Annotated in this window: 18 protein-coding genes and 1 tRNA gene; 16 read left to right on the forward strand and 3 right to left on the reverse strand. The window is 69.2% G+C overall.

Annotated elements, in window-relative coordinates:
• Positions 1-259: 259 nt before the first annotated feature.
• From G5C60_RS37990 to G5C60_RS38020, 7 genes are all read left to right on the forward strand, one after another.
• Positions 260-1,549 carry an ABC transporter substrate-binding protein gene (locus G5C60_RS37990; protein ID WP_165266478.1) on the forward strand — a complete coding sequence of 430 codons (1,290 nt, stop codon included), beginning with the start codon at positions 260-262 and terminating at the stop codon, positions 1,547-1,549.
• A complete protein-coding gene (locus G5C60_RS37995; protein ID WP_165266480.1) occupies positions 1,549-2,547 on the forward strand; it encodes a carbohydrate ABC transporter permease in 999 nt (332 codons plus the stop codon). The genes G5C60_RS37990 and G5C60_RS37995 overlap by 1 nt, the downstream gene beginning before the upstream one ends.
• Positions 2,547-3,446: a carbohydrate ABC transporter permease gene (locus G5C60_RS38000; protein WP_165266482.1), complete on the forward strand. Its 900-nt coding sequence runs from the start codon at positions 2,547-2,549 to the stop codon at positions 3,444-3,446. Before G5C60_RS37995 ends, G5C60_RS38000 begins: the two co-directional genes overlap by 1 nt.
• An 8-nt stretch (positions 3,447-3,454) precedes the next feature.
• Entirely contained in the window at positions 3,455-4,054 is a 600-nt protein-coding gene (locus G5C60_RS38005; protein WP_165266484.1) for a hypothetical protein, read from the forward strand.
• Between the two features lie 94 nt (positions 4,055-4,148).
• Positions 4,149-6,890: an exo-rhamnogalacturonan lyase family protein gene (locus tag G5C60_RS38010; RefSeq protein ID WP_165266486.1), complete on the forward strand. Its 2,742-nt coding sequence runs from the start codon at positions 4,149-4,151 to the stop codon at positions 6,888-6,890.
• A gap of 100 nt (positions 6,891-6,990) precedes the next feature.
• Positions 6,991-7,449: an SRPBCC family protein gene (locus G5C60_RS38015; protein WP_165266488.1), complete on the forward strand. Its 459-nt coding sequence runs from the start codon at positions 6,991-6,993 to the stop codon at positions 7,447-7,449.
• 39 nt (positions 7,450-7,488) lie between these two features.
• Positions 7,489-7,560, forward strand: a tRNA-Val gene (locus G5C60_RS38020).
• A gap of 88 nt (positions 7,561-7,648) precedes the next feature.
• On the opposite strand, the gene G5C60_RS38025 is transcribed toward G5C60_RS38020, so the two are convergent.
• On the reverse strand, positions 7,649-8,374 hold the full coding sequence (locus tag G5C60_RS38025) for a 3'-5' exonuclease (RefSeq protein ID WP_165266490.1): 726 nt from the start codon (positions 8,372-8,374) through the stop codon (positions 7,649-7,651).
• Positions 8,375-8,552: 178 nt separating this feature from the next.
• Here G5C60_RS38025 and G5C60_RS38030 point away from each other — a divergent pair, with 178 nt between their 5' ends.
• The 4 genes from G5C60_RS38030 to G5C60_RS38045 all read left to right on the forward strand — a co-directional run bounded on the left by G5C60_RS38030 (position 8,553) and on the right by G5C60_RS38045 (position 13,086).
• Positions 8,553-9,119, forward strand: coding sequence for a DUF4365 domain-containing protein (locus G5C60_RS38030; protein WP_165266492.1), 567 nt, complete (start codon positions 8,553-8,555; stop codon positions 9,117-9,119).
• Complete coding sequence (locus G5C60_RS38035) at positions 9,116-10,348, forward strand: hypothetical protein (protein ID WP_165266494.1); 1,233 nt, start codon at positions 9,116-9,118, stop codon at positions 10,346-10,348. Before G5C60_RS38030 ends, G5C60_RS38035 begins: the two co-directional genes overlap by 4 nt.
• Positions 10,349-10,471: 123 nt before the next feature.
• Positions 10,472-12,448, forward strand: a complete 1,977-nt coding sequence (gene thrS, locus G5C60_RS38040) for a threonine--tRNA ligase (protein WP_165266496.1) — start codon at positions 10,472-10,474, stop codon at positions 12,446-12,448.
• A 77-nt stretch (positions 12,449-12,525) separates the two neighbouring features.
• Positions 12,526-13,086, forward strand: coding sequence for an HIT family protein (locus G5C60_RS38045; protein WP_165266498.1), 561 nt, complete (start codon positions 12,526-12,528; stop codon positions 13,084-13,086).
• Between the two features lie 116 nt (positions 13,087-13,202).
• Here G5C60_RS38045 and G5C60_RS38050 read toward each other — a convergent pair whose 3' ends face one another.
• Together G5C60_RS38050 and G5C60_RS38055 are read right to left on the reverse strand one after the other, a co-directional pair.
• On the reverse strand, positions 13,203-14,864 hold the full coding sequence (locus tag G5C60_RS38050; protein ID WP_165266500.1) for a hypothetical protein: 1,662 nt from the start codon (positions 14,862-14,864) through the stop codon (positions 13,203-13,205).
• A 169-nt stretch (positions 14,865-15,033) separates the two neighbouring features.
• A complete protein-coding gene (locus tag G5C60_RS38055; RefSeq protein WP_165266509.1) occupies positions 15,034-17,232 on the reverse strand; it encodes an elongation factor G-like protein EF-G2 in 2,199 nt (732 codons plus the stop codon).
• 193 nt (positions 17,233-17,425) lie between these two features.
• Here G5C60_RS38055 and pgsA point away from each other — a divergent pair, with 193 nt between their 5' ends.
• Genes pgsA through G5C60_RS38080 form a run of 5 tightly spaced genes read left to right on the forward strand, consistent with a single transcriptional unit; the run spans position 17,426 to position 21,396 of the window.
• A complete protein-coding gene (gene pgsA, locus G5C60_RS38060; protein WP_241267370.1) occupies positions 17,426-18,244 on the forward strand; it encodes a phosphatidylinositol phosphate synthase in 819 nt (272 codons plus the stop codon).
• Positions 18,241-19,167, forward strand: a complete 927-nt coding sequence (locus G5C60_RS38065; RefSeq protein WP_165266502.1) for a phosphatidylinositol mannoside acyltransferase — start codon at positions 18,241-18,243, stop codon at positions 19,165-19,167. Before pgsA ends, G5C60_RS38065 begins: the two co-directional genes overlap by 4 nt.
• Entirely contained in the window at positions 19,164-20,324 is a 1,161-nt protein-coding gene (locus tag G5C60_RS38070; protein WP_165266505.1) for a glycosyltransferase, read from the forward strand. The genes G5C60_RS38065 and G5C60_RS38070 overlap by 4 nt, the downstream gene beginning before the upstream one ends.
• Before the next feature lie 22 nt (positions 20,325-20,346).
• A complete protein-coding gene (locus tag G5C60_RS51300; protein WP_206440474.1) occupies positions 20,347-20,793 on the forward strand; it encodes a hypothetical protein in 447 nt (148 codons plus the stop codon).
• Between the two features lie 60 nt (positions 20,794-20,853).
• Positions 20,854-21,396, forward strand: coding sequence for a hypothetical protein (locus G5C60_RS38080; RefSeq protein WP_165266507.1), 543 nt, complete (start codon positions 20,854-20,856; stop codon positions 21,394-21,396).
• Positions 21,397-21,407: the final 11 nt, after the last annotated feature.

Below are 21,407 nucleotides of genomic sequence, written 5' to 3' on the forward strand. Positions count from 1 at the left end.
CCCGACTTCCAACCGAATCCCTCCCCAACTTCCGCGAGCCATCCCCCGTTCGACCAGTCGACCCCACCCACCTCACCTGGGCAGTCATCCAACATCCGCGCCGAACCAGCCCGGTTCACGCCGGCGCGCCGGCGACCCCGTCCATATCAATTCCTGTCCGAGTCATTGACGCGCCCGTAGGGCCTCCGTACCTTGTGCCAGCAAGCGCTTACTTGAAACGATTCACGGGGCGGAAGCAACGTCGCGGGGAGGCTCAACCATGCAGCAGAACAGAAATGTTGAGAGGCGAACGATCCTTAAGGCGGGCGGAGCCTCACTGGCCGCGCTGGGGCTGGGGACGACGGCGACCGCCTGTGGGGGCGGCAGCGGCGCCGGGGACGGGACGGTGACGATCCGTTACGCCTGGTGGGGTGCTGAAGATCGTGCGAAGCGGATCAATGAATCCATCAAGCTCTTCGAAAAGAAGTACCCGAAGATCAAGGTGAAAACGGACTTCCAGCAGTACCTCGACTTCTGGAAGAAGTTCAATACCCAGGCCTCCGGCGGGAATCCGCCGGATGTCTTCCAGAATGCCATCGGATTCCTGCGCAAATACGACGCGAAGAATGTGCTGCTCGATCTCAGTGAGCAGGTCAAGGCGGGCAACCTCTCCATGGACGGCTTCCGGGCCGGTCTTGAGAAGTTCGGCGAGATCGACGGCAAGCTCCTCGGGGTGCCGGTCGGTTCCAACTCGCTGGCCCTGGTCATCGACAAGCCCGTCTACACCAAGGCCGGCGTGACGCCGAAGCAGGGCTGGACCTGGGACGACTTCGACGCGGCGATGAAGAAGATCCGAGACAAGGCGGGTCGCGCCGGTGACAGCGGCATGTACGGCGTCATGTACCTCTACGACCTGTACCTGCGCCAGAACGGCAAGACGTTCTTCACCGAGGACGGCCTCGGGTTCACCGAGGCGGACCTCAAGGACTGGTGGACCAAGGCCGAGAAGGGTGTGAAGTCGGGCCTCTACGCCGACCCGAAGAAGGTCGTCCAGATCAAGCCCAAGTCCGCGGTCGCCGGTGAACTCGCGGGCGGCGAGTTCACCTGGGACAACTTCACGGTCCGTTATACCTCCGAGGGCAAGAGCGAGTACGGCCTCGCGCCGATCCCGACCACGGACGGCAAGAAGACCGGCCAGTACCTCGGCTCCCTCATGCTCAGCGCCTCCAAGCGCACCCAGCACCCCAAGGAAGTCGCCCAGTTCATCGACTTCATGGTGCACGACCCCGAGGTCGCCAAGATCATGGGCTACGACCGCGGTGTCCCCGCCACACAGGCCCAGTACGACGCGTACAAGCCGACCGACCCGGTCAACAAGGAGATAGCCGCCTACGAGGAGTCCCTCGTCGCGGCGGACGTCCTCGAGCCCATCACGCCGCACCCGAACGGCGCCGACATCTGCGAGTCCGCGTTCCTGCGCATCGCCGAGGAACTCGGCCTGGGCAAGCGGTCGGTGGACGACGCCGTCAAGCAGTTCTTCACCGAGTCGAAGACGGCTCTCGCCAGCTGATGGGAACCACCGTGACTCAAGCCCCTGCGACGGAGGCCTTGGCCAAGGACTCCGAGCCGCGGCACGGTCCGGTGGACTCCCCGCGCCCCGCCGCCCTCAAGCGGCGGCGGCGCCGGGAGAACCTGGCCGGCTATCTCTTCATGTCCCCCTGGATCGCCGGGTTCCTGCTGCTCACAGCGGGCCCGATGGTCGCCTCGCTCTACTTCGCGTTCACCGACTACAACCTGTTCGGCTCGCCCAAGTGGATCGGCCTCGACAACTTCTCCGAGATGTTCGGCGACCCGCGCTGGCGCCACTCGGTGCGGGTGACGATCTGGTACGTCATCGTCGGTACGCCCCTCAAGCTGCTCGCCGCTCTCGGTGTGGCGCTGCTGCTCGCCCAGAGCCGGCGCGGACAGGCCTTCTACCGCGCGGCGTTCTACGCGCCGTCGCTGATCGGGGCGAGCGTCTCCATCGCCATCGTCTGGAAGGCGATCTTCTCGGACGACGCGATCGTCGACCGTACGCAGAAGATCTTCGGTGTGAACGTCGGCGGCTGGACCGGCGACCCGGACATGATCATCTACAGCCTGGTGGCGCTCACCGTCTGGCAGTTCGGCGCCCCCATGGTCATCTTCCTCGCCGGTCTCAAGCAGGTTCCACGTGAGCTGTACGAGGCGGCCGAGGTCGACGGAGCGGGCCCGCTGCGGCGGTTCTGGAACATCACGCTGCCGCTGATCTCCCCGGTCCTCTTCTTCAACGTCCTTCTGGAGACCATCCACTCCTTCCAGATCTTCAGCTCGGCGTACATCGTCGGCGGCGGCGCCGGAGGCAACGCCTGTGGGCCCGCGGACGGTTCGATGGTCTACACCTGCTACCTCTACGTCCAGGGCTTCGAGAACAGCCGGATGGGCCTGGCCTCCGCCATGGCGTGGATGCTGCTGGTCGCGGTCGCCCTGGTGACGGCGGTGCTGTTCTGGTCCCAGAAGCGCTGGGTGCACTACGAGGAGGGCGCCTGATGAGCGCGCAGGTCACAGACATCCCGCCGGCTCAGGCGCAGTCGACGAAGGCGGGCAACCTCCGGCGCAGGCTGCCCGGTTCGCTCGTCTGGCACATCGGGTCCCTCGCGATTCTCGCGGTCATCCTCTACCCGGTGATCTGGGTCATCGGTGGCTCGTTCAAGAAGAGCGACGACATCATCGGCAGCCTGGACCTCTTCCCCAGCTCGCCGATCACCTCCAACTACACGGGCCTCGCCGAGGGCATCGCGGACATCTCGATCTCCACGTTCTTCCTCAACTCGCTCTTCCTCGCGGTGGGTTCGGTGGTCGGGATCCTGATCTCCTGCTCGCTGACGGCGTACGCTTTCGCGAAGATCAAGTTCGCGGGCCGCAATCTGCTGTTCACGCTGATGATCGGCACGCTCCTGCTGCCCTACCACGTGCTGCTCATCCCGCAGTACGTGCTGTTCCGCAACATGAACATGATCAACACGTACACCCCGCTCCTGCTGGGCAAGTACCTCGCCATCGAAGCGTTCTTCGTCTTCCTGATGGTGCAGTTCATGCGCAACCTGCCCAAGGAGCTCGACGAGGCGGCCCGTCTCGACGGCTGCGGACACCTGCGCATCTACTGGTCGATCGTGCTCCCGCTGAGCCGCCCCGCCCTGATCACCAGCGCGATCTTCACCTTCATCAACTCCTGGAACGACTTCATGGGCCCGCTGATCTACCTCAACGAGCCCGACAAGTACACGGTCTCGCTCGGTCTGAAGATGTTCGTCGACCAGGAAGGGCTGGCGAACTACGGCGGCATGATCGCCATGTCGCTCGTCGCTCTTCTCCCAGTACTCGCCTTCTTCCTGGCCTTCCAGCGCTACCTGATCGACGGCATGGCGACGTCGGGTCTGAAGGGCTGAGGCGCGGGATGAGCCAGGCACCTGTCAAGACACGCGGTACGCCGCGGGAATCCGTCTTCGCCGAGCGGTTCGGCCTCTTCGCCGAATGCCTGCTGACGGGCGTGTGGATCACGGTGGCCTCGCTGCCCCTGGTCACCTACCCCGCCGCGTTCGCCGCCGGCGCGCGGCATCTGCGGCGGCGTACGGCGCATCAGGGCGGCGGCTGGCGTGAGTTCGTCGCCGACTTCCGTGCCGCCGTGCCCGGCGGGTGGCTCGTCGGCGTCGCCGGCTGGGCCGCGGCCCTCGCGGTCTGGGTGGACGTGCAGGCCGTACGTGCCGGTATCCCCGGCGGGCCCCTGGTCGGCGCCGTCGGGCTGTTCGCCCTGATCGGACTGGTCGTCGCCGGGATGCGTGCGGCGGCGGTCTGGGAGCCCGGCGCATCGTGGCGGGTGCTGCTCGGGGCAGCCGGGCGCCGTACCGTCCTCGACCCCGCCGGGTCCTTCCTGCTCGTCGGCGGACTGGTCATGGTGGCCTGCTCCGCCTGGTTCGTCGCGCCGCTCGCGGTCCCCGTCCTGGGGGCCGTCGCGGCGGCGGCCCTCGCCGTGGAGGAACGCGGCCGGCGCCGCTGACCGGCCACACCTCGAACAAGGTCGGCGCCCCGGCGTCGTACCTCTCTCTGTCATGCCCCTGACTTCCCCGCACGGAAAGGAAAGGCTGCATCTCATGGCTCCCATCCCCCGCAGGTCCCTCCTCAAGGCCGCCGCTGTCGCCGGAGCCGCCGCCCAGTTCAGCTGGGCGTTGGGCGCCAAGGACGCGCAGGCAGCGCCGAGAGCCGAGCCGGCCGACGCGGAGCCGGTGACCCTGGACTGGCTGGAGGAGGGCGGCCTCGGCGCCGCCCCCGGCTCCACCGTGGGCGTGCCCTGGCCGAAGGGCGCGTACGAGAAGGACCAGACGTTCGCGCTGAAGGACGCCGACGGCAAGGAGGTGCCCGTCCAGTCCTGGCCCATCGGCTACTGGCCGGACGGCTCGCTGAAGTGGACCGCGCACGCGGTCGGGACAGGCGTCGGCGCCGGGAAGCTCACGCTCGCCGCCGGCTCGCCCGCCGCCCCCGAGAAGAAGGTCACGGTCGACAAGAGCGGCGGCACGATCGACATATCGACCGGCGTCATCACCGCGAAGATCGGCAAGAGCGGCTCCACGCTGATCAAGTCCGTCACCCGCGGCTCCACCGAGATCGCCAAGAACGGCCGCCTCGTGCTGCTGCGCCAGCCCGAGCTGGAGGACGGCGACCAGGGCACGCAGAAGTACGAGCGGTTCGAGAGCGCCATCTCCAAGGTGGAGGTCGAGCAGGACGGGCCGGTCCGCGCAGTCGTCCGCATCGACGGCAAGCACCGTCGCGGCGACCGCAGTTGGATGCCGTTCTCGATCCGGCTGTACTTCTTCGCGGGCGCCGAGTCGTTCCGCATGGTGCACACGATCACGTTCGACGGGAAGCAGGAGCCCGGCAAGGCGAGCGGCGACTTCATCCGCGGGCTCGGCGTCCGCTTCACCGTGCCGATGCGGGACGCCGCGTACGACCGGCACATCCGGATCGGCGGCGACGGCACCGGGCTGCTGCGCGAGGCGGTCAAGGGCATCACCGGACTGCGCCGCGACCCGGGAGCGGCCGTGCAGGCGGCCCAGTTCGAGGGCAAGAAGCTGCCCGACCCCGCCACCTGGGACCAGCGGGTCACCACCCGCCTCCAGTACATCCCCGAATGGGGCGACTACACGCTCTCCCAGCTCTCCGCCGATGGCTTCAGCCTCCGCAAGCGCACCAAGAAGGGGCACGGCTGGATCGGCGCGGGCGGCGGACAGCGTGCTTCCGGCTTCGGCTATGTCGGCGGGGCGAGCGGCGGATTCTCCTTCGGGCTGCGGGACTTCTGGGAGAAGTTCCCCGCCCAGCTCGACATCCGCGACGCCCACACCGACGAGGCCGAGGTCACCCTCTGGCTCTGGTCGCCCGAGGCACAGCCGATGGATCTGCGCTTCTACCACGACGGCATGGGCCAGGACGAGTACGCCGAGCAGCTCGAAGGCCTCAACATCACCTACGAGGACTACGAGCCCGGGTTCGGCACCCCCTACGGCATCGCCCGGACCTCCGAACTCCTCTTCTGGGCCAACGAGTCGACGCCCTCACCCGAGCAGCTCGCCGAACAGGTCGAGGCCGTCCGCGTGCTCCCGCAGCTCGCCGCCCCGCCCAAGCACCTCGTCAAGGCCAAGGTCTTCGGCGGCCTGTTCTCCGAGCCGGACCGCTCCACCCCCGCCAAGGCCAAGATCGAGGACCACCTCGACTTCCTCTTCACCTACTACAAGGACCAGGTGGAGATGCGTCGTTGGTACGGCTTCTGGGACTACGGCGACATCATGCACTCGTACGACCCGGTCCGGCACCAGTGGCGCTACGACGTCGGCGGCTACGCCTGGGACAACTCCGAACTGTCGCCCGACCTCTGGCTCTGGTTCGCGTACCTGCGCTCCGGCCGCGCCGACATCTTCCGCTTCGCGGAGGCCATGACCCGGCACACCGGCGAGGTCGACGTCTACCACCTGGGGGAGTGGGCCGGCCTCGGCACCCGGCACGGCGTGCAGCACTACGCGGACAGCGCCAAGCAGCAGCGCATCGCCAACACCACGTACCGGCGCTACTACTACTTCCTCACCGCGGACGAACGCGTCGGCGACCTCATGCACGCCAACGTCGACTCCGACGAGACGTTCCTGGTCCTCGACCCGATCCGCAAGATCCGCACCGAGCCGTACACACCGGACCGGCACGCCCTGTCCATCGGCTTCGGCACGGACTGGAGCGGTCTCGCCTCCGCCTGGCTCACGGAGTGGGAGCGCAAGGGCCCGAAATGGGAGAAGGCCAAGGCCCGCGTGCTGTCGACGATGGAGACGATCGCCGCCCAGCCCAACGGATTCGTGCAGGGCAGCGGGTTGTACGACCTCGACACGGGCAAGTTCGCCATCGCCGACAAGCCCAAGGTCGAGGTCTCCCACCTGTCGGCCGTCTTCGGCCTCAACGAACTGTGCGCCGAGCTGATCGACCTGGTCGACATGCCGAAGTTCAACGAGGCGTACTTCGACTACTGCCGCTACTTCAACGCCACCAAGGCCGAGCAGAAGGCCAAGTACGGTTCCGACTTCGGCTCCCTGCTGCTCTTCCAGGGCCACTCACGCCTCGACGCGTACGCGGCCGTGAAGACCGGCGACGAGAAGCTCGCCAAGCGTGCGTGGGACAAGTTCTACAACTCCGACGGCTACAAGGAGTCGGCGCCCTGGCGCACGGAGAAGCTGACCGGTCCCGTCACGCTGGTGCCGGGCAGCGAGGCCAACTGGGTGTACACGAACGACACGTCGCTGTACGGCCTCGCGGCGATCGAGAACCTGGCGCTGCTGGGCGACAAAATTCCGTCATGACGGTCGCCTAGCGCCCCCTCCCAGCCCCTCCCGCACTCGCTGTGCATCATGACCGGCGAGTGCGGGAGGCAACCACCGGGGGAGTGGGCACACTCGCCCCATGGACTGGACGCATTACCGCTTCCGCAGCCTGTGGCTCCTCGACGCCCCGGCCGACGACGTGTACGACGTGCTGGCCGACGCCGAGAACTACTCCCGGTGGTGGCCGCAGGTCCGTGAGGTGACGCGGATCGACGACCGCAGCGGGACCATCCGGATCCGCTCGCTGCTGCCCTACGACCTGGTGTTCACCGCGCGGGAGGTGCGTCGCGACCAGACGGCCGGGGTCCTGGAGATCGCCATGACGGGCGACGTGGACGGCTGGGCGCGGTGGACGCTCACCTCCGACGGGCCCGGCACGCGCGCCCGCTACGACCAGGAGGTCCACGTGACCAAGCCCCTGCTGCGACGCCTGGCCGTGCCGGGACGGCCGGCGTTCCGCGCCAACCACGCGCTGATGATGCGGGCGGGGCGGCGCGGGCTGGCCGCGTACCTGCGCGAGAACCATCAAGCCGTTTGAAGGAAACGCCCCTCGACCTGTATGGTTCAGTGCGTTCCCGGGCGATTAGCTCAGTGGGAGAGCGCTTCGTTCACACCGAAGAGGTCACTGGTTCGAACCCAGTATCGCCCACCCGGAGACAGCCGGTCCGTCACAGACGGGCCGGTTTTCGCATGCCAGGGCTTGTGCCAGGACCTGTTTCCAGGACCTCTTCCAGGGCTTACGCCGCCGCCGGGAACTCCGGTCGCAGGGGCCACGCCGGATCGACCGCCTCCTCCGTGCCGCTGCGCGCGAACCACGCCTCCAGACCGCGGGCCTGCGCCGCATGCCACACCGCCTGCAGCGTGTGCAGTTCGGCCGGCGAGAGCCGCTCCAGGCGGGCCGCGAAACGGCGCCCGACCGCGCGTACGACCGCCATCGCGGCCAGCGCGTCGGCCGCCGCGTCATGGGCGCCCGTCAGCTCCACGCCGTAGTGCTCGCACAGGTCGGTGAGCGTGCGGCGGCCCTTGCGGTAGCGGTCCAGGTGTTTGTCGAGGACCCGCGGATCGAGCACGCGCAGGGGCACGGTCTCGAACCAGTGGTCCAGCGACGACGCCCGGTGCCGGCGCAACTCCCGGTCGAGCAGCGTCAGATCAAAGGGCGCGTTCATCACCACGAGCGGGCGTCCCGCCGCGCTCTGCTCCGCCAGCTCTCTGACTATCTCGTCCATCACCGGCGACGGCCAGCGGCCGTTGCGCTGCAGGTGATCCTCCGTCAGCCCGTGTACCGCCGTTGCCCCTTCGGGCACCGGAACTCCCGGGTTGACCAGCCAGCGGCTCACCCGCGGCCGGGCACCGGGAGCGTCCTGGACGACGACGGCGGCCGACACGATCCGGTCGGTCTCCACGTCCACACCCGTCGTCTCGGTGTCGAACGCGGCCAGGGGACCCTCGTACCAGCACGTCATACGTACGCAACTCCTCGTTCACCCGTGGCAGTTGACGCACCGTCCGCGCCGTCCTCTGCCCGATTCGGTGATACCCGGGCTGTTTGCGCCGTACGCCGGAAGGAGACAACAGAGATACGGGTCTTTGCAGTTCAGCGGCCCGTCGCGGGGATTCACCGGTTTCGGAAGGCTGTTGGAGATGGCCATCGCGCAGCCCGAACAGGGCGGGCTGCTGCCTCAGCGGACAACACCGCATCGCGGCACACTCGCCACCACCGCCTGCATGGAGACACTGCAGGTCGGCTATCTGCACGCGGTCGCGGCGGCCGCGGGCTGCTCCCTGTCACAGCCCTTTCCGGACAACGGCATCGACTGGCACGTCAGCCACAGCGCCCCCGGGCACACGGTCGACGACGAAGTCACCATCAAGGTGCAGCTCAAGTGCACGTACCAGATCCCGCCGAACCCCCCGGGCCCGGCCTTCTCCTTCACGCTCGACAACGCCCACCTGGAGAAGCTCGCCCGCAGCCCGGTCTCGGTGCACAAAATACTGGTCGTGATGCTCGTGCCCAGATCCCAGGACGACTGGCTGCGCGCCAGCCACGACCGGCTCGATCTGCGGCACTGCTGCTACTGGACCAACCTCGCCGGACATCGCATCACCGGCCGGCGCAGGACCACCGTGCGGATACCGACCTCGCGCATCTTCGACGACCGGGCGCTCTGCGAGATCATGACGCGGGTCGGAACGGGAGGCAGACCGTGACGCACCGCCCGACCGACGAACCAGTACGACCAGCCAGGCCCCACCCGGTGGAGCCACCGGGCGAGTGGGACCAGCCGCCGGGGCCCGACCAGGTCGACCCCGCCGTCCTCAGCGCGCTGCTGCACCGGCACGGCTGGCAGCGCCGCGGCGGAGCCGCCGGACGGTACGGCCGCTGGACCCCGCCCGGACCCGGCGGCGCCGGCACCAGCCTGCTCGTACCGGAGAGCCGGGCATTCCCCGACAGCGAGGACCTCCTCGGCGAGGCCCTTCTCGCGCTGTCCCGCAGCGGCTCGCCCTCCGCGCGCGACATCCTCGTCGGCCTCGCCGTGCCCAGCGACGAGATCCGCTGGTGGCGCGACGTGCCCACCGGGCCCGTGGGCGTCGCGGCATGGACCGACGAGGAGCAGCTGCGCACGGCCGCGCGCCACATGCTCCTCGCGGGCGCGCTCGCCGCACGCGCGCGTGCGGGCTATTACGGTGCCCGCCACCGCAGGCCCGCCACCGCGTCCCTGGAGAACGTGCTGGTCGGAGCCGCGCCGGGCGGCCGGCAGCTCACCGCCTTCGTGCCCGTCGCCACCGGGCGGCCGCTCGCCGTCCGCCTCCACCAGGCGGTGTACGCGGCTCGCGAGGCCATCGACTACCAGCGCGCCACCGGTGGCATGGACGCCTTCGACAGCGCCGTCGAGGCGGGCGTCAGCTATGAGCTCACAGAGGCTCTCGTGGCCCTCGTGCGGGGCACCGAGGGCGCCCGGATCGCCGTCGAGTGGGCGCCCGCCGCCGGGGTCCCCGAGGGATGCGCGACACTCCCCGAACCCGTCGAGTTCTCACCCGGCGATCTGCCCGTCCTGCGCGAGGCCGGCGCCCGCTATCTGCGCGAGGAGCCGTCCGTGGCGGTGCGGATCACCGGCGCGGTGGTACGGATGCGCAGGTCGGCGCCTGGCGGTGACGGGACCGTACGGCTTCGGGTCATCGAGGGCGCCGAGGTCCCGCACGTACGGATGACCCTCGACGACGAGGCGTACCGGATAGCCGGCCATGCCCATCTGGTGGGGCTGCCGGTGCGGGTGCACGGACGGCTGGAGAGCCGGGGCGGCTTCCGGCGGCTGACCGGGGCGTCCGGGGTCGCGCCCGTGCAGGTGGACGAGGCGGAGCGGGACCGGCTGATGAAGTCGTTGCAGGAGACCGCGGAGATCACGGCCTTCTTCGAGGAGGCGTGTGGCGGGGACTGAGGCGGCGGACGGCGGGGCAGACCTGACCGTTTCGCAAGGGGTGCCCTGGGCTCGGTACGATCGCCCTTGTCTATTGCGCGCGTAATCAAAGATCCGCGCGCCCCTTGCAGTCAGGAGAGACCGGTGTCAGACGTCCGTGTGATCATCCATCGCGATTCCGAGCGGGAAGAGCGCGTGGTGACGACGGGCACTACGGCCGCCGATCTCTTCACCGGAGAGCGCACCATCATCGCCGCGCGAGTCGAGGGCGAGCTGAAGGACCTCGCGTACGAGGTGAAGGACGGCGAGACCGTCGAGGGCGTCGAGATCTCCTCCGAGGACGGTCTGAACATCCTGCGCCACTCCACCGCGCACGTCATGGCGCAGGCCGTGCAGGAGCTCTTCCCCGAGGCCAAGCTGGGCATCGGCCCGCCGGTCAAGGACGGCTTCTACTACGACTTCGACGTCGAGAAGCCGTTCACGCCCGAGGATCTCAAGGCCATCGAGAAGAAGATGCAGGAGATCCAGAAGCGCGGTCAGCGTTTCTCGCGGCGTGTGGTGACCGACGAGGCCGCGCGTGAGGAGCTGGCCTCCGAGCCGTACAAGCTGGAGCTCATCGGGCTGAAGGGCTCGGCTTCGTCTGACGACGGCGCGGACGTCGAGGTGGGTGCCGGCGAGCTGACCATCTACGACAACATCGACGCCAAGACCGGTGACCTGTGCTGGAAGGACCTCTGCCGGGGTCCGCACCTGCCGACCACCCGGAACATCCCGGCGTTCAAGCTGATGCGCAACGCTTCGGCGTACTGGCGCGGCAGCGAGAAGAACAAGCAGCTTCAGCGCATCTATGGCACCGCCTGGCCGTCCAAGGACGAGCTGAAGGCGCACCTGGAGTTCCTCGCGGAGGCCGAGAAGCGCGACCACCGCAAGCTGGGCTCCGAGCTGGACCTTTTCTCGATCCCCGAGCAGATCGGCTCCGGCCTCGCCGTCTTCCACCCCAAGGGCGGCATCATCCGTCGGGTGATGGAGGACTACTCGCGGCGCCGCCACGAGGAGGCGGGCTATGAGTTCGTCTACACCCCGCATGCGACGAAGGGGAAGCTCTTCGAGACCTCGGGGCACCTGGACTGGTACGCCGACGGCATGTACCCGCCCATGCAGCTCGACGAGGGCGTGGACTACTACCTGAAGCCCATGAACTGCCCCATGCACAACCTGATCTTCGACGCACGTGGGCGGTCGTATCGTGAACTGCCCTTGAGGCTTTTCGAGTTCGGTACGGTCTACCGCTACGAGAAGTCGGGTGTTGTGCATGGCTTGACCCGGGCCCGCGGCTTCACCCAGGACGACGCGCACATCTACTGCACGCGCGAGCAGATGTCCGAGGAGCTCGACAAGCTGCTCACCTTCGTCCTCGAGCTGCTGCGGGACTACGGTCTGGCCGACTTCTACCTGGAGCTGTCGACCAAGGATCCGGAGAAGTTCGTCGGCTCGGACGAGGCCTGGGAGGAGGCGACCGAGACGCTGCGGCAGGTCGCCGAGAAGCAGGGACTTCCGCTGGTCCCGGACCCGGGCGGCGCCGCCTTCTACGGGCCGAAGATCTCCGTCCAGGCGCGCGATGCCATCGGCCGTACTTGGCAGATGTCGACGATCCAGCTCGACTTCAACCTGCCGGAGCGCTTCGAGCTGGAGTACACCTCGCCCGATGGCTCCAAGCAGCGTCCGGTCATGATCCACCGCGCGCTGTTCGGCTCGATCGAGCGGTTCTTCGCGGTGCTGCTGGAGCACTACGCGGGCGCGTTCCCGGCGTGGCTGGCTCCGGTGCAGGCGGTCGGTATCCCGGTGGGTGACGCGCACGTCGAGTACCTGGAGAAGTTCGCTGCCGAGGCGAAGGCGAAGGGGCTGCGGGTCGAGGTCGACTCGTCGTCGGACCGCATGCAGAAGAAGATCAGGACGGCACAGAAACAGAAAACCCCGTTCATGATCATCGTCGGTGACGATGACATGAACGCCGACACCGTGTCGTTCCGCTATCGCGACGGTTCGCAGGAGAACGGCATTCCGCGCGACGAAGCGCTGGCAAAGATCGTTGATGTGGTGGAGCGCCGAGTACAGGTGTGATTGGTCCCCGCCAACGCGGGGTTTCAGGCCCCCGGGTTTTCCCGGGGGCCTTTGCCGTGCATGGTGTGTGAAGCCATATGCTGCACCACATGACGAGTGAGCCGGAGCAGCAGATCGGGGTGGGGACGCAGGACGCGTTCCAGCGCTTGTGGACGCCCCATCGGATGGCGTACATCCAGGGTGAGGGCAAGCCCAGCGGCCCGGGGGCCGACGACGGCTGCCCGTTCTGCTCGATTCCGGCCAAGTCCGATGAGGACGGTCTCGTCGTCAGGCGGGGTGAGCAGGTCTACGCCGTGCTCAACCTGTACCCGTACAACGGCGGCCACCTGATGGTGGTGCCCTACCGGCACGTCGCGGACTACACCGAGCTGACCGCCCCGGAGACCGCGGAGCTCGCCGAGCTGACGAAGCAGGCGATGAGCGCCCTGCGCGCCGCGTCCGGAGCGCACGGCTTCAACATCGGCATGAACCAGGGCGGCGTCGCGGGCGCGGGCATCGCCGCCCACCTCCACCAGCACGTCGTGCCCCGCTGGGGCGGCGATACGAACTTCATGCCTGTCGTCGGCCACACCAGGATCCTTCCTCAACTCCTGGCGGACACGCGGAAGATGCTCGCGGAGGCCTGGGCGGGGGCCTAGCCGGCTGGGCGCGAGGGGGAGCGGCGGTGTGAATACTGCGGGCCCGTTGTGGCTGGTCGCGCAGTTCCCCGCGCCCCTATGGGGCCCGCCCCGACTTCCGCTCAACCGCCGGAGGCCTACGCGTCGTAGACGTCTGCCTTTCTCGGTGAAGCGTCCTGGACCGCTGTGCTGAGGAAGGACGAGCGGGTGCCGAACTTTTCGGTGTTCACGCCGTTCTCGTCCAGGACGCGGATGGCCGCGGCGTGGACCACGCGCAGGACGGGCGTCGCGGCGCGCAGGGCGTCGTCGGCCATGAAGCGGTGGCGCCAGGGCTGGTCGGCCCAGGCGTGGCGCAGGCCGAAGGGCTCGGGGAGGACCAGCTTGCCGCCGAGCCAGTCGAGGATCGGCGGATACCAGGTGAAGGGGGCGCGCACGGCGAGTCGTACCACCTCGTCGGTCTCGACCAGCGGCAGCTTCCGCTGAGTCGTCTCCCAGAACCTGATGGTCTTGGCGACCTCTTTCGTCTTGGGCTCGGGCTTCGAGGTGAACAGGGAGTGCACGGGCCCCAGGGCATGACCGGTGACCTCGATCCGCAGCGTCTCGTGGAGCACGGTCACGGTGATCAGCATCGTGATGATCAACTGGCCGTCCCAGAGCGTCCACTGGACCCCGAGGTAGTGCCGGTCGCCGCTGCCGAACTGCTGCTTGTTGCAGATGTCCTGGATGGCGTGGGTCTTGACCTGGTACGCGTCCACGTCCGTACCGCCCGGCCGGGACACCGCCTTGGCGTTCTCCCCGATCGGCGTGACCACCCAGTGCCGTATCGAGGGCTTCGGGAAGCCACCGGTGTTGAGCGGCCCGCGCTCCAGCATGCGCAGCTGATCGTGGATCGACCGTATGACGTCCCAGCTGCGGAACGGGTGGATCTCCTTGTCGGCGTCGGCCGGCAGCAGATCCTCGGCGAGCTGCCAGCTGCCCCAGCGCGTGCCCATGCCGAGTATGCCCTTGGGCCCCGCGTAGAACACGGAGTTGGACTGCTGCTCGGCGGTGAGCCGGGCCAGCCCCTGGCGCAGCCGCTCGGCCGCGGTCTCGCCGGGGCTGCCGGGCACGGCCTCGGGAATCTTGGCGCCGATGCCGCCGCCGGCCAGCAGGCTGTCCCAGCGCTCGCGCAGATCCCTGGCCGTGCGCTCGCTGATCTGCTTCGCCCAGAACCAGCCGACGACCGGCGCGACGATCGCCGCGCGCGCGTACCAGGCCCAGAAGCCGCTGAACGGCATCCGGATCAGGAAGATCACGGCGAGGGCGGCCACGGCGACCAGGAGAGCGGTGGCGAGGGCGGAGGCGCGCTTGTCCGTGGTCTTGTCGATCGTGCGGCGGATCTGGAAGACCAGCAGCCAGACGAACATGCCGGGCAGGAAGATCAGACCGGTCAGCACCATCACGGCGGTGAGCCAGCTGTCGCGCTCCTTGCGGATGCGGTTCGCCGCCAGGCAGTGCTCGACGATGACCTGCGGCTCCGTGCCGAACGACTGGATGAGCGGCTTGCGCCCACCGCCCAGCATCCGGAGCTGCACGGCCCGCGCGAACGCCTCGCCCAGGTTCGGCGTGAAGATCGTCGCCCACTTGCGGCCCGGAGTCACGGTGGACTGGTGCCATTCGTTGTTGGCCTTGAGGATCTCCTTGACGTCGCCGTCGCGGTACGCCGCCGACGCCAGGGCGAACGTCGCCGCCGTCTGTCCCGCGGCACCCGAGAGCGGGACCTGTGCCCCGGGCCTGAAATCGAATCCCTCGTCCGCCACTGACCGCCCCCATCGCCGCCATGCTCCGCTGCTGCGGCTTTTCCCGACTTCCGTGCTCCGCACACCTGTTGATCAGGTCATCGTCTTGATCAGGTTCTCAGAGTATCCGCAGGCACCGACAATCGTAGGCGGACGGCCCAAGCCGTCCGCCTACTCGATGGGACCTCAACTAGGCGACGTCCTGGGCCTGTTCACGGATCTTCTCGGCGAGCTGCGCCGGCATCGGCTCGTGCCGCGCGTAACGCCGGTTGAACCGTGCGGTGCCGTGCGAGAGGGAGCGCAGGTCGACCGCGTACCGGTCGATCTCGATCTCGGGGATCTCGGCCCGTACGAGCGTCCGTCCGCCGCCCGCCTGCTCGGTGCCGACGACCCGGCCACGCCGCCCTGACAGGTCGCTCATCACGGCGCCCACGTAGTCGTCGCCGACCAGGACCGTCACCTCGGCGACCGGCTCCAGGAGATGGATCCGGGCGTCGGCGGAGGCCTCGCGCAGGGCGAGCGCGCCGGCCGTCTGGAAGGCGGCGTCGGAGGAGTCCACCGAGTGCGCCTTGCCGTCGAGCAGCGTCACCCGTACGTCGATGAGCGGATAGCCCGCGGCCACACCCTTGGCGGCCTGGGCGCGCACGCCCTTCTCCACGGACGGGATGAACTGCCGGGGCACGGCGCCTCCGACGACCTTGTCGACGAACTCGATGCCGGAGCCGCCGGGCAGCGGCTCGACCTCGATCTCGCAGATCGCGTACTGCCCGTGCCCGCCGGACTGCTTCACATGACGGCCGCGCCCGGCCGACTTGGCGGCGAACGTCTCCCGTAGGGAGACCTTGTGCGGTACGACGTCGACCTGGACGCCGTACCGGCTGCGCAGCCGCTCCAGGGCGACGTCCGCGTGGGCCTCGCCGAGGCACCACAGGACGACCTGGTGGGTGTCCTGGTTCTGTTCGAGGCGCATCGTGGGGTCTTCGGCGACCAGCCGGCTCAGGCCCTGCGAGAGCTTGTCCTCGTCCGCCTTGCTGTGCGCCTGGATGGCGAGCGGCAGCAGCGGGTCGGGCATCTCCCACGGCTCCATGAGCAGCGGGTCGTCCTTGGCCGAGAGTGTGTCGCCGGTTTCGGCGCGGTTGAGTTTGGCCACGCACGCCAGGTCGCCCGCGATGGCGTGGGTGAGGGTGCGCTGCTGCTTGCCGAACGGCGCGGACAGCGCGCCGATGCGCTCGTCGACGTCGTGGTCCTCGTGCCCGCGGTCGGCGAGACCGTGCCCGGAGACGTGCACCGTCTGGTCGGGGCGCAGGGTGCCGGAGAAGACCCGTACGAGGGAGACACGGCCCACGTAGGGGTCGCTCGCCGTCTTCACGACCTCGGCGACCAGCGGCCCGTTCGGGTCGCAGGCCTTGACCTCGCGCGCCTTGCCGTCCGTCGTGGTGACCGCGGGCGCCGTACGCTCCAGGGGGGTCGGAAAGCCGCCGGTGATCAGCTCCAGCAGTTCGACCGTGCCCAGGCCCTGGCGGGCGCCCTCGGCCGCGGGCGCGGCGGCTAGCACCGGGAAGAAGATCCCGCGCGCCACGGCCCGCTCCAGGTCCTGCACGAGCGTCTTGAAGTCGATCTCCTCGCCGCCGAGATAGCGGTCCATGAGGGTCTCGTCCTCGCTCTCGGCGATGATCCCCTCGATCAGCCGGTTGCGGGCCTCCTCGATGAGCGGCAGCTGCTCGGGCCCCGGTTCGGACTCCTTGCGCTCGCCGGAGGAGTAGTCGAACAGCCGCTGCGAGAGCAGCCCGGTCAGTCCCGTCACGGGCGCGTGCCCGTCAGGGCCGGGCGCGCCGTGGAGCGGCAGGTACAGGGGCAGGACCGCATCCGGATCGTCGGCGCCGAAGGCCTCCGCGCAGGTCCGCGTCATCTCGTCGAAATCGGCTCTGGCCGCTTCGAGGTGGGTGATCACGATGGCTCGTGGCATGCCGACCGCCGCGCACTCCTCCCACACCATGCGGGTCGAGCCGTCCACCCCGTCCGACGCCGAGACGACGAAAAGGGCCGCGTCCGCCGCTCGCAGACCGGCCCTCAACTCCCCGACGAAATCGGCGTATCCGGGGGTGTCCAGAATATTGATCTTGTACCCGTCCCATTCGACGGGCACCAGGGAGAGCTGTACCGACCTTTGCTGCCGGTGCTCGATCTCGTCGTAGTCGGAGACGGTGCCGCCGTCCTCCACGCGGCCCGCCCGGTTCACCGCTCCCGCGGTCAGCGCGAGAGCCTCCACCAGAGTCGTCTTGCCCGATCCGCTGTGGCCGACCAGCACCACATTCCGTACGGACGCGGGGTGGTCGGCCGCCGTTGCCCTGCCGGCGGCTCCGGGGTGTGCGTTCGCCTTGTCGCCCATGGCCTTGCCTCCCGTGCACGGTGAGGTCATTGTGGGCGCGGACATGCGGACCCGCGTGCCGCGTGCGGTTGGCGGCTCCGGTGACGCCCGCGGTCCTTTCGAGCTTTCCACTCAGGTTACGGCGCGTCCATACAACAGACGCGATCGTGCGCCCTGGGTGCCCGACCGTCGTTCACGCGCGCGCGTGGCTACGATGGGCCAGCCGGTGGCCAGCAGGGGCCGCGCGGCCACACCGACCCTCGGGAAGGCCATGCTTAACAAGTACGCGCGTGCTTTCTTCACGCGTGTTCTCACACCGTTCGCCGCGTTCCTGATCCGCCGGGGCGTCAGCCCCGACACGGTCACGCTCCTGGGCACGGCGGGAGTGGTCGTGGGCGCGCTGGTCTTCTTCCCCAGGGGCGAGTTCTTCTGGGGCACGATCGTCATCACGCTGTTCGTGTTCTCGGACCTCGTCGACGGCAACATGGCACGTCAGCTGGGCCGCTCCAGCCGCTGGGGCGCCTTCCTGGACTCGACCCTCGACCGTGTCGCCGACAGCGCGGTCTTCGGCGGCTTCGCGCTCTGGTACGCGGGCAGCGGCGACGACAACGTCCTGTGCGCCGTCTCGATCTTCTGCCTGGCCAGCGGCCAGGTGGTCTCGTACACGAAGGCCCGTGGTGAGTCGATCGGCCTGCCGGTCGCCGTCAACGGTCTCGTCGAGCGGGCCGAGCGCCTGGTGATCTCGCTGGTCGCGGCCGGTTTGGCGGGCTTCGAGACCTTCGGCGTGCCCGGCATCCACGTGCTGCTGCCCATCGCCCTGTGGTTCGTCGCCGTCGGCAGCCTCGTGACGCTGATCCAGCGGGTCGTCACGGTGCGCAGGGAGTCCGCGGAGGCGGATGCCGCGGCCGGCCAGGACGACGGCCGGCAGGACGGCCAGGACGACGGCCGGCAGGACGGCCAGGACGACGGTCGGGACCAGGGGCCGGAGAACGCCTCACAGAGCAGCACGCACAGCAGCGAGGCCGCGTCATGAGCGGTCTGCGTGAACGGCTGACGGACGGCGCGTACGCCCTGGGCTGGAGCACCGTCAAGAAACTCCCCGAGCCGGTCGCCGTGCGGCTCGGCAGGACCATCGCCGACATCGCCTGGAAGCGGCGCGGCAAGGGCGTACGCCGCCTGGAATCCAACTACGCGCGCGTGGTGCCCGACGCGACCCCGGAGCGGCTCAGGGAGCTCTCCAGGGCGGGCATGCGCTCGTATCTGCGCTACTGGATGGAGTCCTTCCGGCTGCCCGCCTGGAACAGGGAGCGCATAAGAACCGGCTTCGTACCCAAGGACGTGCACTACCTGACGGACGGGCTCGCCTCCGGCAAGGGCGTCATCCTCGCGCTGCCGCACCTGGGCAACTGGGACCTCGCGGGCGCCTGGGTCACCACCAAGCTGGAGACCCCGTTCACCACCGTCCAGGAGCGGCTCAAGCCCGAGACGCTGTACGACCGCTTCGTCGCCTATCGCCAGGGCCTCGGCATGGAGGTGCTGCCGCACAACGGCGGCTCCGCGTTCGGCACACTGGCGCGCCGGCTGCGGGACGGCGGCCTGGTCTGCCTGGTCGCGGACCGCGATCTGTCCGCCTCCGGGGTCGAGGTCAAGTTCTTCGGTGAGGCGACGCGGATGCCCGCCGGTCCTGCGCTGCTCGCCCAGCAGACGGGCGCCCTGCTGCTGCCGGTGACGCTCTGGTTCGACGACTCGCCCGTGATGCAGGGCCGTGTGCATCCTCCGGTCGATGTCCCCGAGACAGGTACCCGGGCCGAGAAGACGTCTGTCATGACGCAGGCGCTGGCCGACGCCTTCGCCACGGGTATCGCCGACCATCCGGAGGACTGGCACATGCTCCAGCGCTTGTGGCTCGCTGACCTGGAACCCCGCCCCCAGCCGCCCGACGGGGAGCGCCCGTGAGGATCGGCATCGTCTGCCCGTACTCCTGGGACGTTCCCGGTGGCGTCCAGTTCCACATCCGCGATCTGGCCGAGCACCTCATCCGCCTCGGACATGAGGTGTCCGTCCTCGCTCCTGCGGACGACGAGACCCCCCTGCCGCCGTACGTCGTGTCGGCGGGCCGAGCGGTTCCTGTGCCGTACAACGGCTCGGTGGCCCGGCTCAACTTCGGGTTCCTGTCGGCCGCGCGGGTGCGGCGCTGGCTGCATGACGGCACATTCGACGTGATCCACATCCATGAGCCGGCCTCGCCGTCGCTCGGCCTGCTGGCCTGCTGGGCCGCGCAGGGCCCGATCGTCGCGACCTTCCACACGTCCAATCCGCGCTCCCGGGCGATGGTCGCCGCGTACTCGATCCTCCAGGCGGCCCTCGAGAAGATCAGCGCGCGGATCGCGGTGAGCGAGTACGCGCGCCGCACGCTCGTCGAGCACCTGGGCGGGGACGCGGTCGTCATCCCGAACGGTGTCGACGTCGGCTTCTTCACGAAGGCCGAGCCCAAGGCCGAGTGGCAGGGGGAGACGATCGGCTTCATCGGCCGTATCGACGAGCCGCGCAAGGGCCTGCCGGTCCTCATGAAGGCCCTCCCGAAGATCCTCGCCGAACGGCCGCGGACACGGCTTCTGGTAGCCGGCCGCGGCGACGAGAAGGAGGCGGTCGAGACGCTTCCCAAGGAGCTGCGGTCGCGCGTCGAGTTCCTCGGCATGATCAGCGACGAGGACAAGGCGCGGTTCCTGTGCAGTGTCGACCTGTACGTCGCTCCCAACACCGGGGGCGAGAGTTTCGGGATCATCCTGGTCGAGGCCATGTCGGCGGGTGCCCCCGTGCTCGCCTCCGACCTCGACGCCTTCGCACAGGTCCTCGACCAGGGCGCGGCGGGGGAGCTGTTCGCCAACGAGGACGCGGACGCGCTGGCGTCCTCGGCGGTACGTCTGCTCGCCGACTCCGGCCGTCGCGCGGAGCTGCGCAAGCGGGGCAGTGCGCATGTGCGGCGCTTCGACTGGTCGACGGTCGGGGCGGACATCCTCTCCGTGTACGAGACGGTCACGGACGGTGCCGCCGCGGTCGCCACCGACGAACGCAGCGGGTTGCGGGCGCGGTTCGGGCTGGCACGGGACTGACGACGAGGGGCAGGGACATAGGGTGCGGGAGCTGCGCAACGTGCGGGAAGTGCCCCAGGAGGGCGCCAGGACGCCTCTGACGGCCGAGGAGGAGTTGCGCGCCCGGTCGGTGTTCGCCGCCGAGATCGGCGCGCAGGTGGCCCGTCAGGGGTGGGCGAGGTTCCCCGCTCACACGCCGGAGGAGCGCATCCGCCTGTACGCGGTGGCGGAGATGATCGGGGAGAGGCTGGGGCGCCGCGTCGAGGCAGTGCCCGAGGACATCTGCTCCATGCGCTTCATGGTGGGCGAGACCGGCGATGCGAGGCAGGTGTCCGGGCGCCACGATGGCGCCGCGGCGGGGGTGCCCGGGCGCGACGGCGGGTCTGCGGCCGGTGGTGTGTCCGGGCGCGACGGCGGGTCTGTGACGGGTGGTGTGTCCGGGCACGACGGCGGGTCTGCGGCGAGTGCGTCCGGGCCGCTCGCGGGCTGATTCCCGCGCGGCCACTGGCCGCGCCGGGCCTCTCGCTCCGCACCGGTAGCCTGTGCGCCCGTGACCTCCACCCTGATCTGGATCGCGGTCGCCCTCGTGGCGATCGGCCTCTACCTGAGCTGGACCGCGGGCCGCCTCGACCGGCTGCACGCCCGGATCGACGCCGCGCGCGCCGCCCTCGACGCGCAGCTGCTGCGGCGCGCGTCGGTCGCGCAGGAACTGGCCACCTCCGGAGTGCTCGATCCGGCCGCCTCGATCGTGCTCTACGAAGCCGCGCACGCGGCCCGGCAGGCCGAGGAGGAACAGCGGGAGGTCGCCGAGAGCGACCTCAGCCAGGCCCTGCGGGCCGTCTTCGGGGAGGCGCAGCAGGTCGAGGAGGTACGTCAGGCCCCCGGCGGCGAGGAGGCCGCCCGCGAACTCGCCCAGTCGGTGCGCCGGGTTCCGATGGCCCGGCGCTTCCACAACGACTCCGTACGTGCCGCCCGCGCCCTGCGCCGCCACCGCAAGGTCCGCTGGTTCCGCCTGGCGGGCCACGCACCGTTCCCACTGGCTTTCGAAATGGACGACGAGCCACCGGTGGCATTGGTCGATCGCTCGGGGTAGGGGTTCGGGGT

This window comes from Streptomyces scabichelini, assembly GCF_011045015.1.
In the GTDB taxonomy this organism is placed as follows: domain Bacteria; phylum Actinomycetota; class Actinomycetes; order Streptomycetales; family Streptomycetaceae; genus Streptomyces; species Streptomyces scabichelini.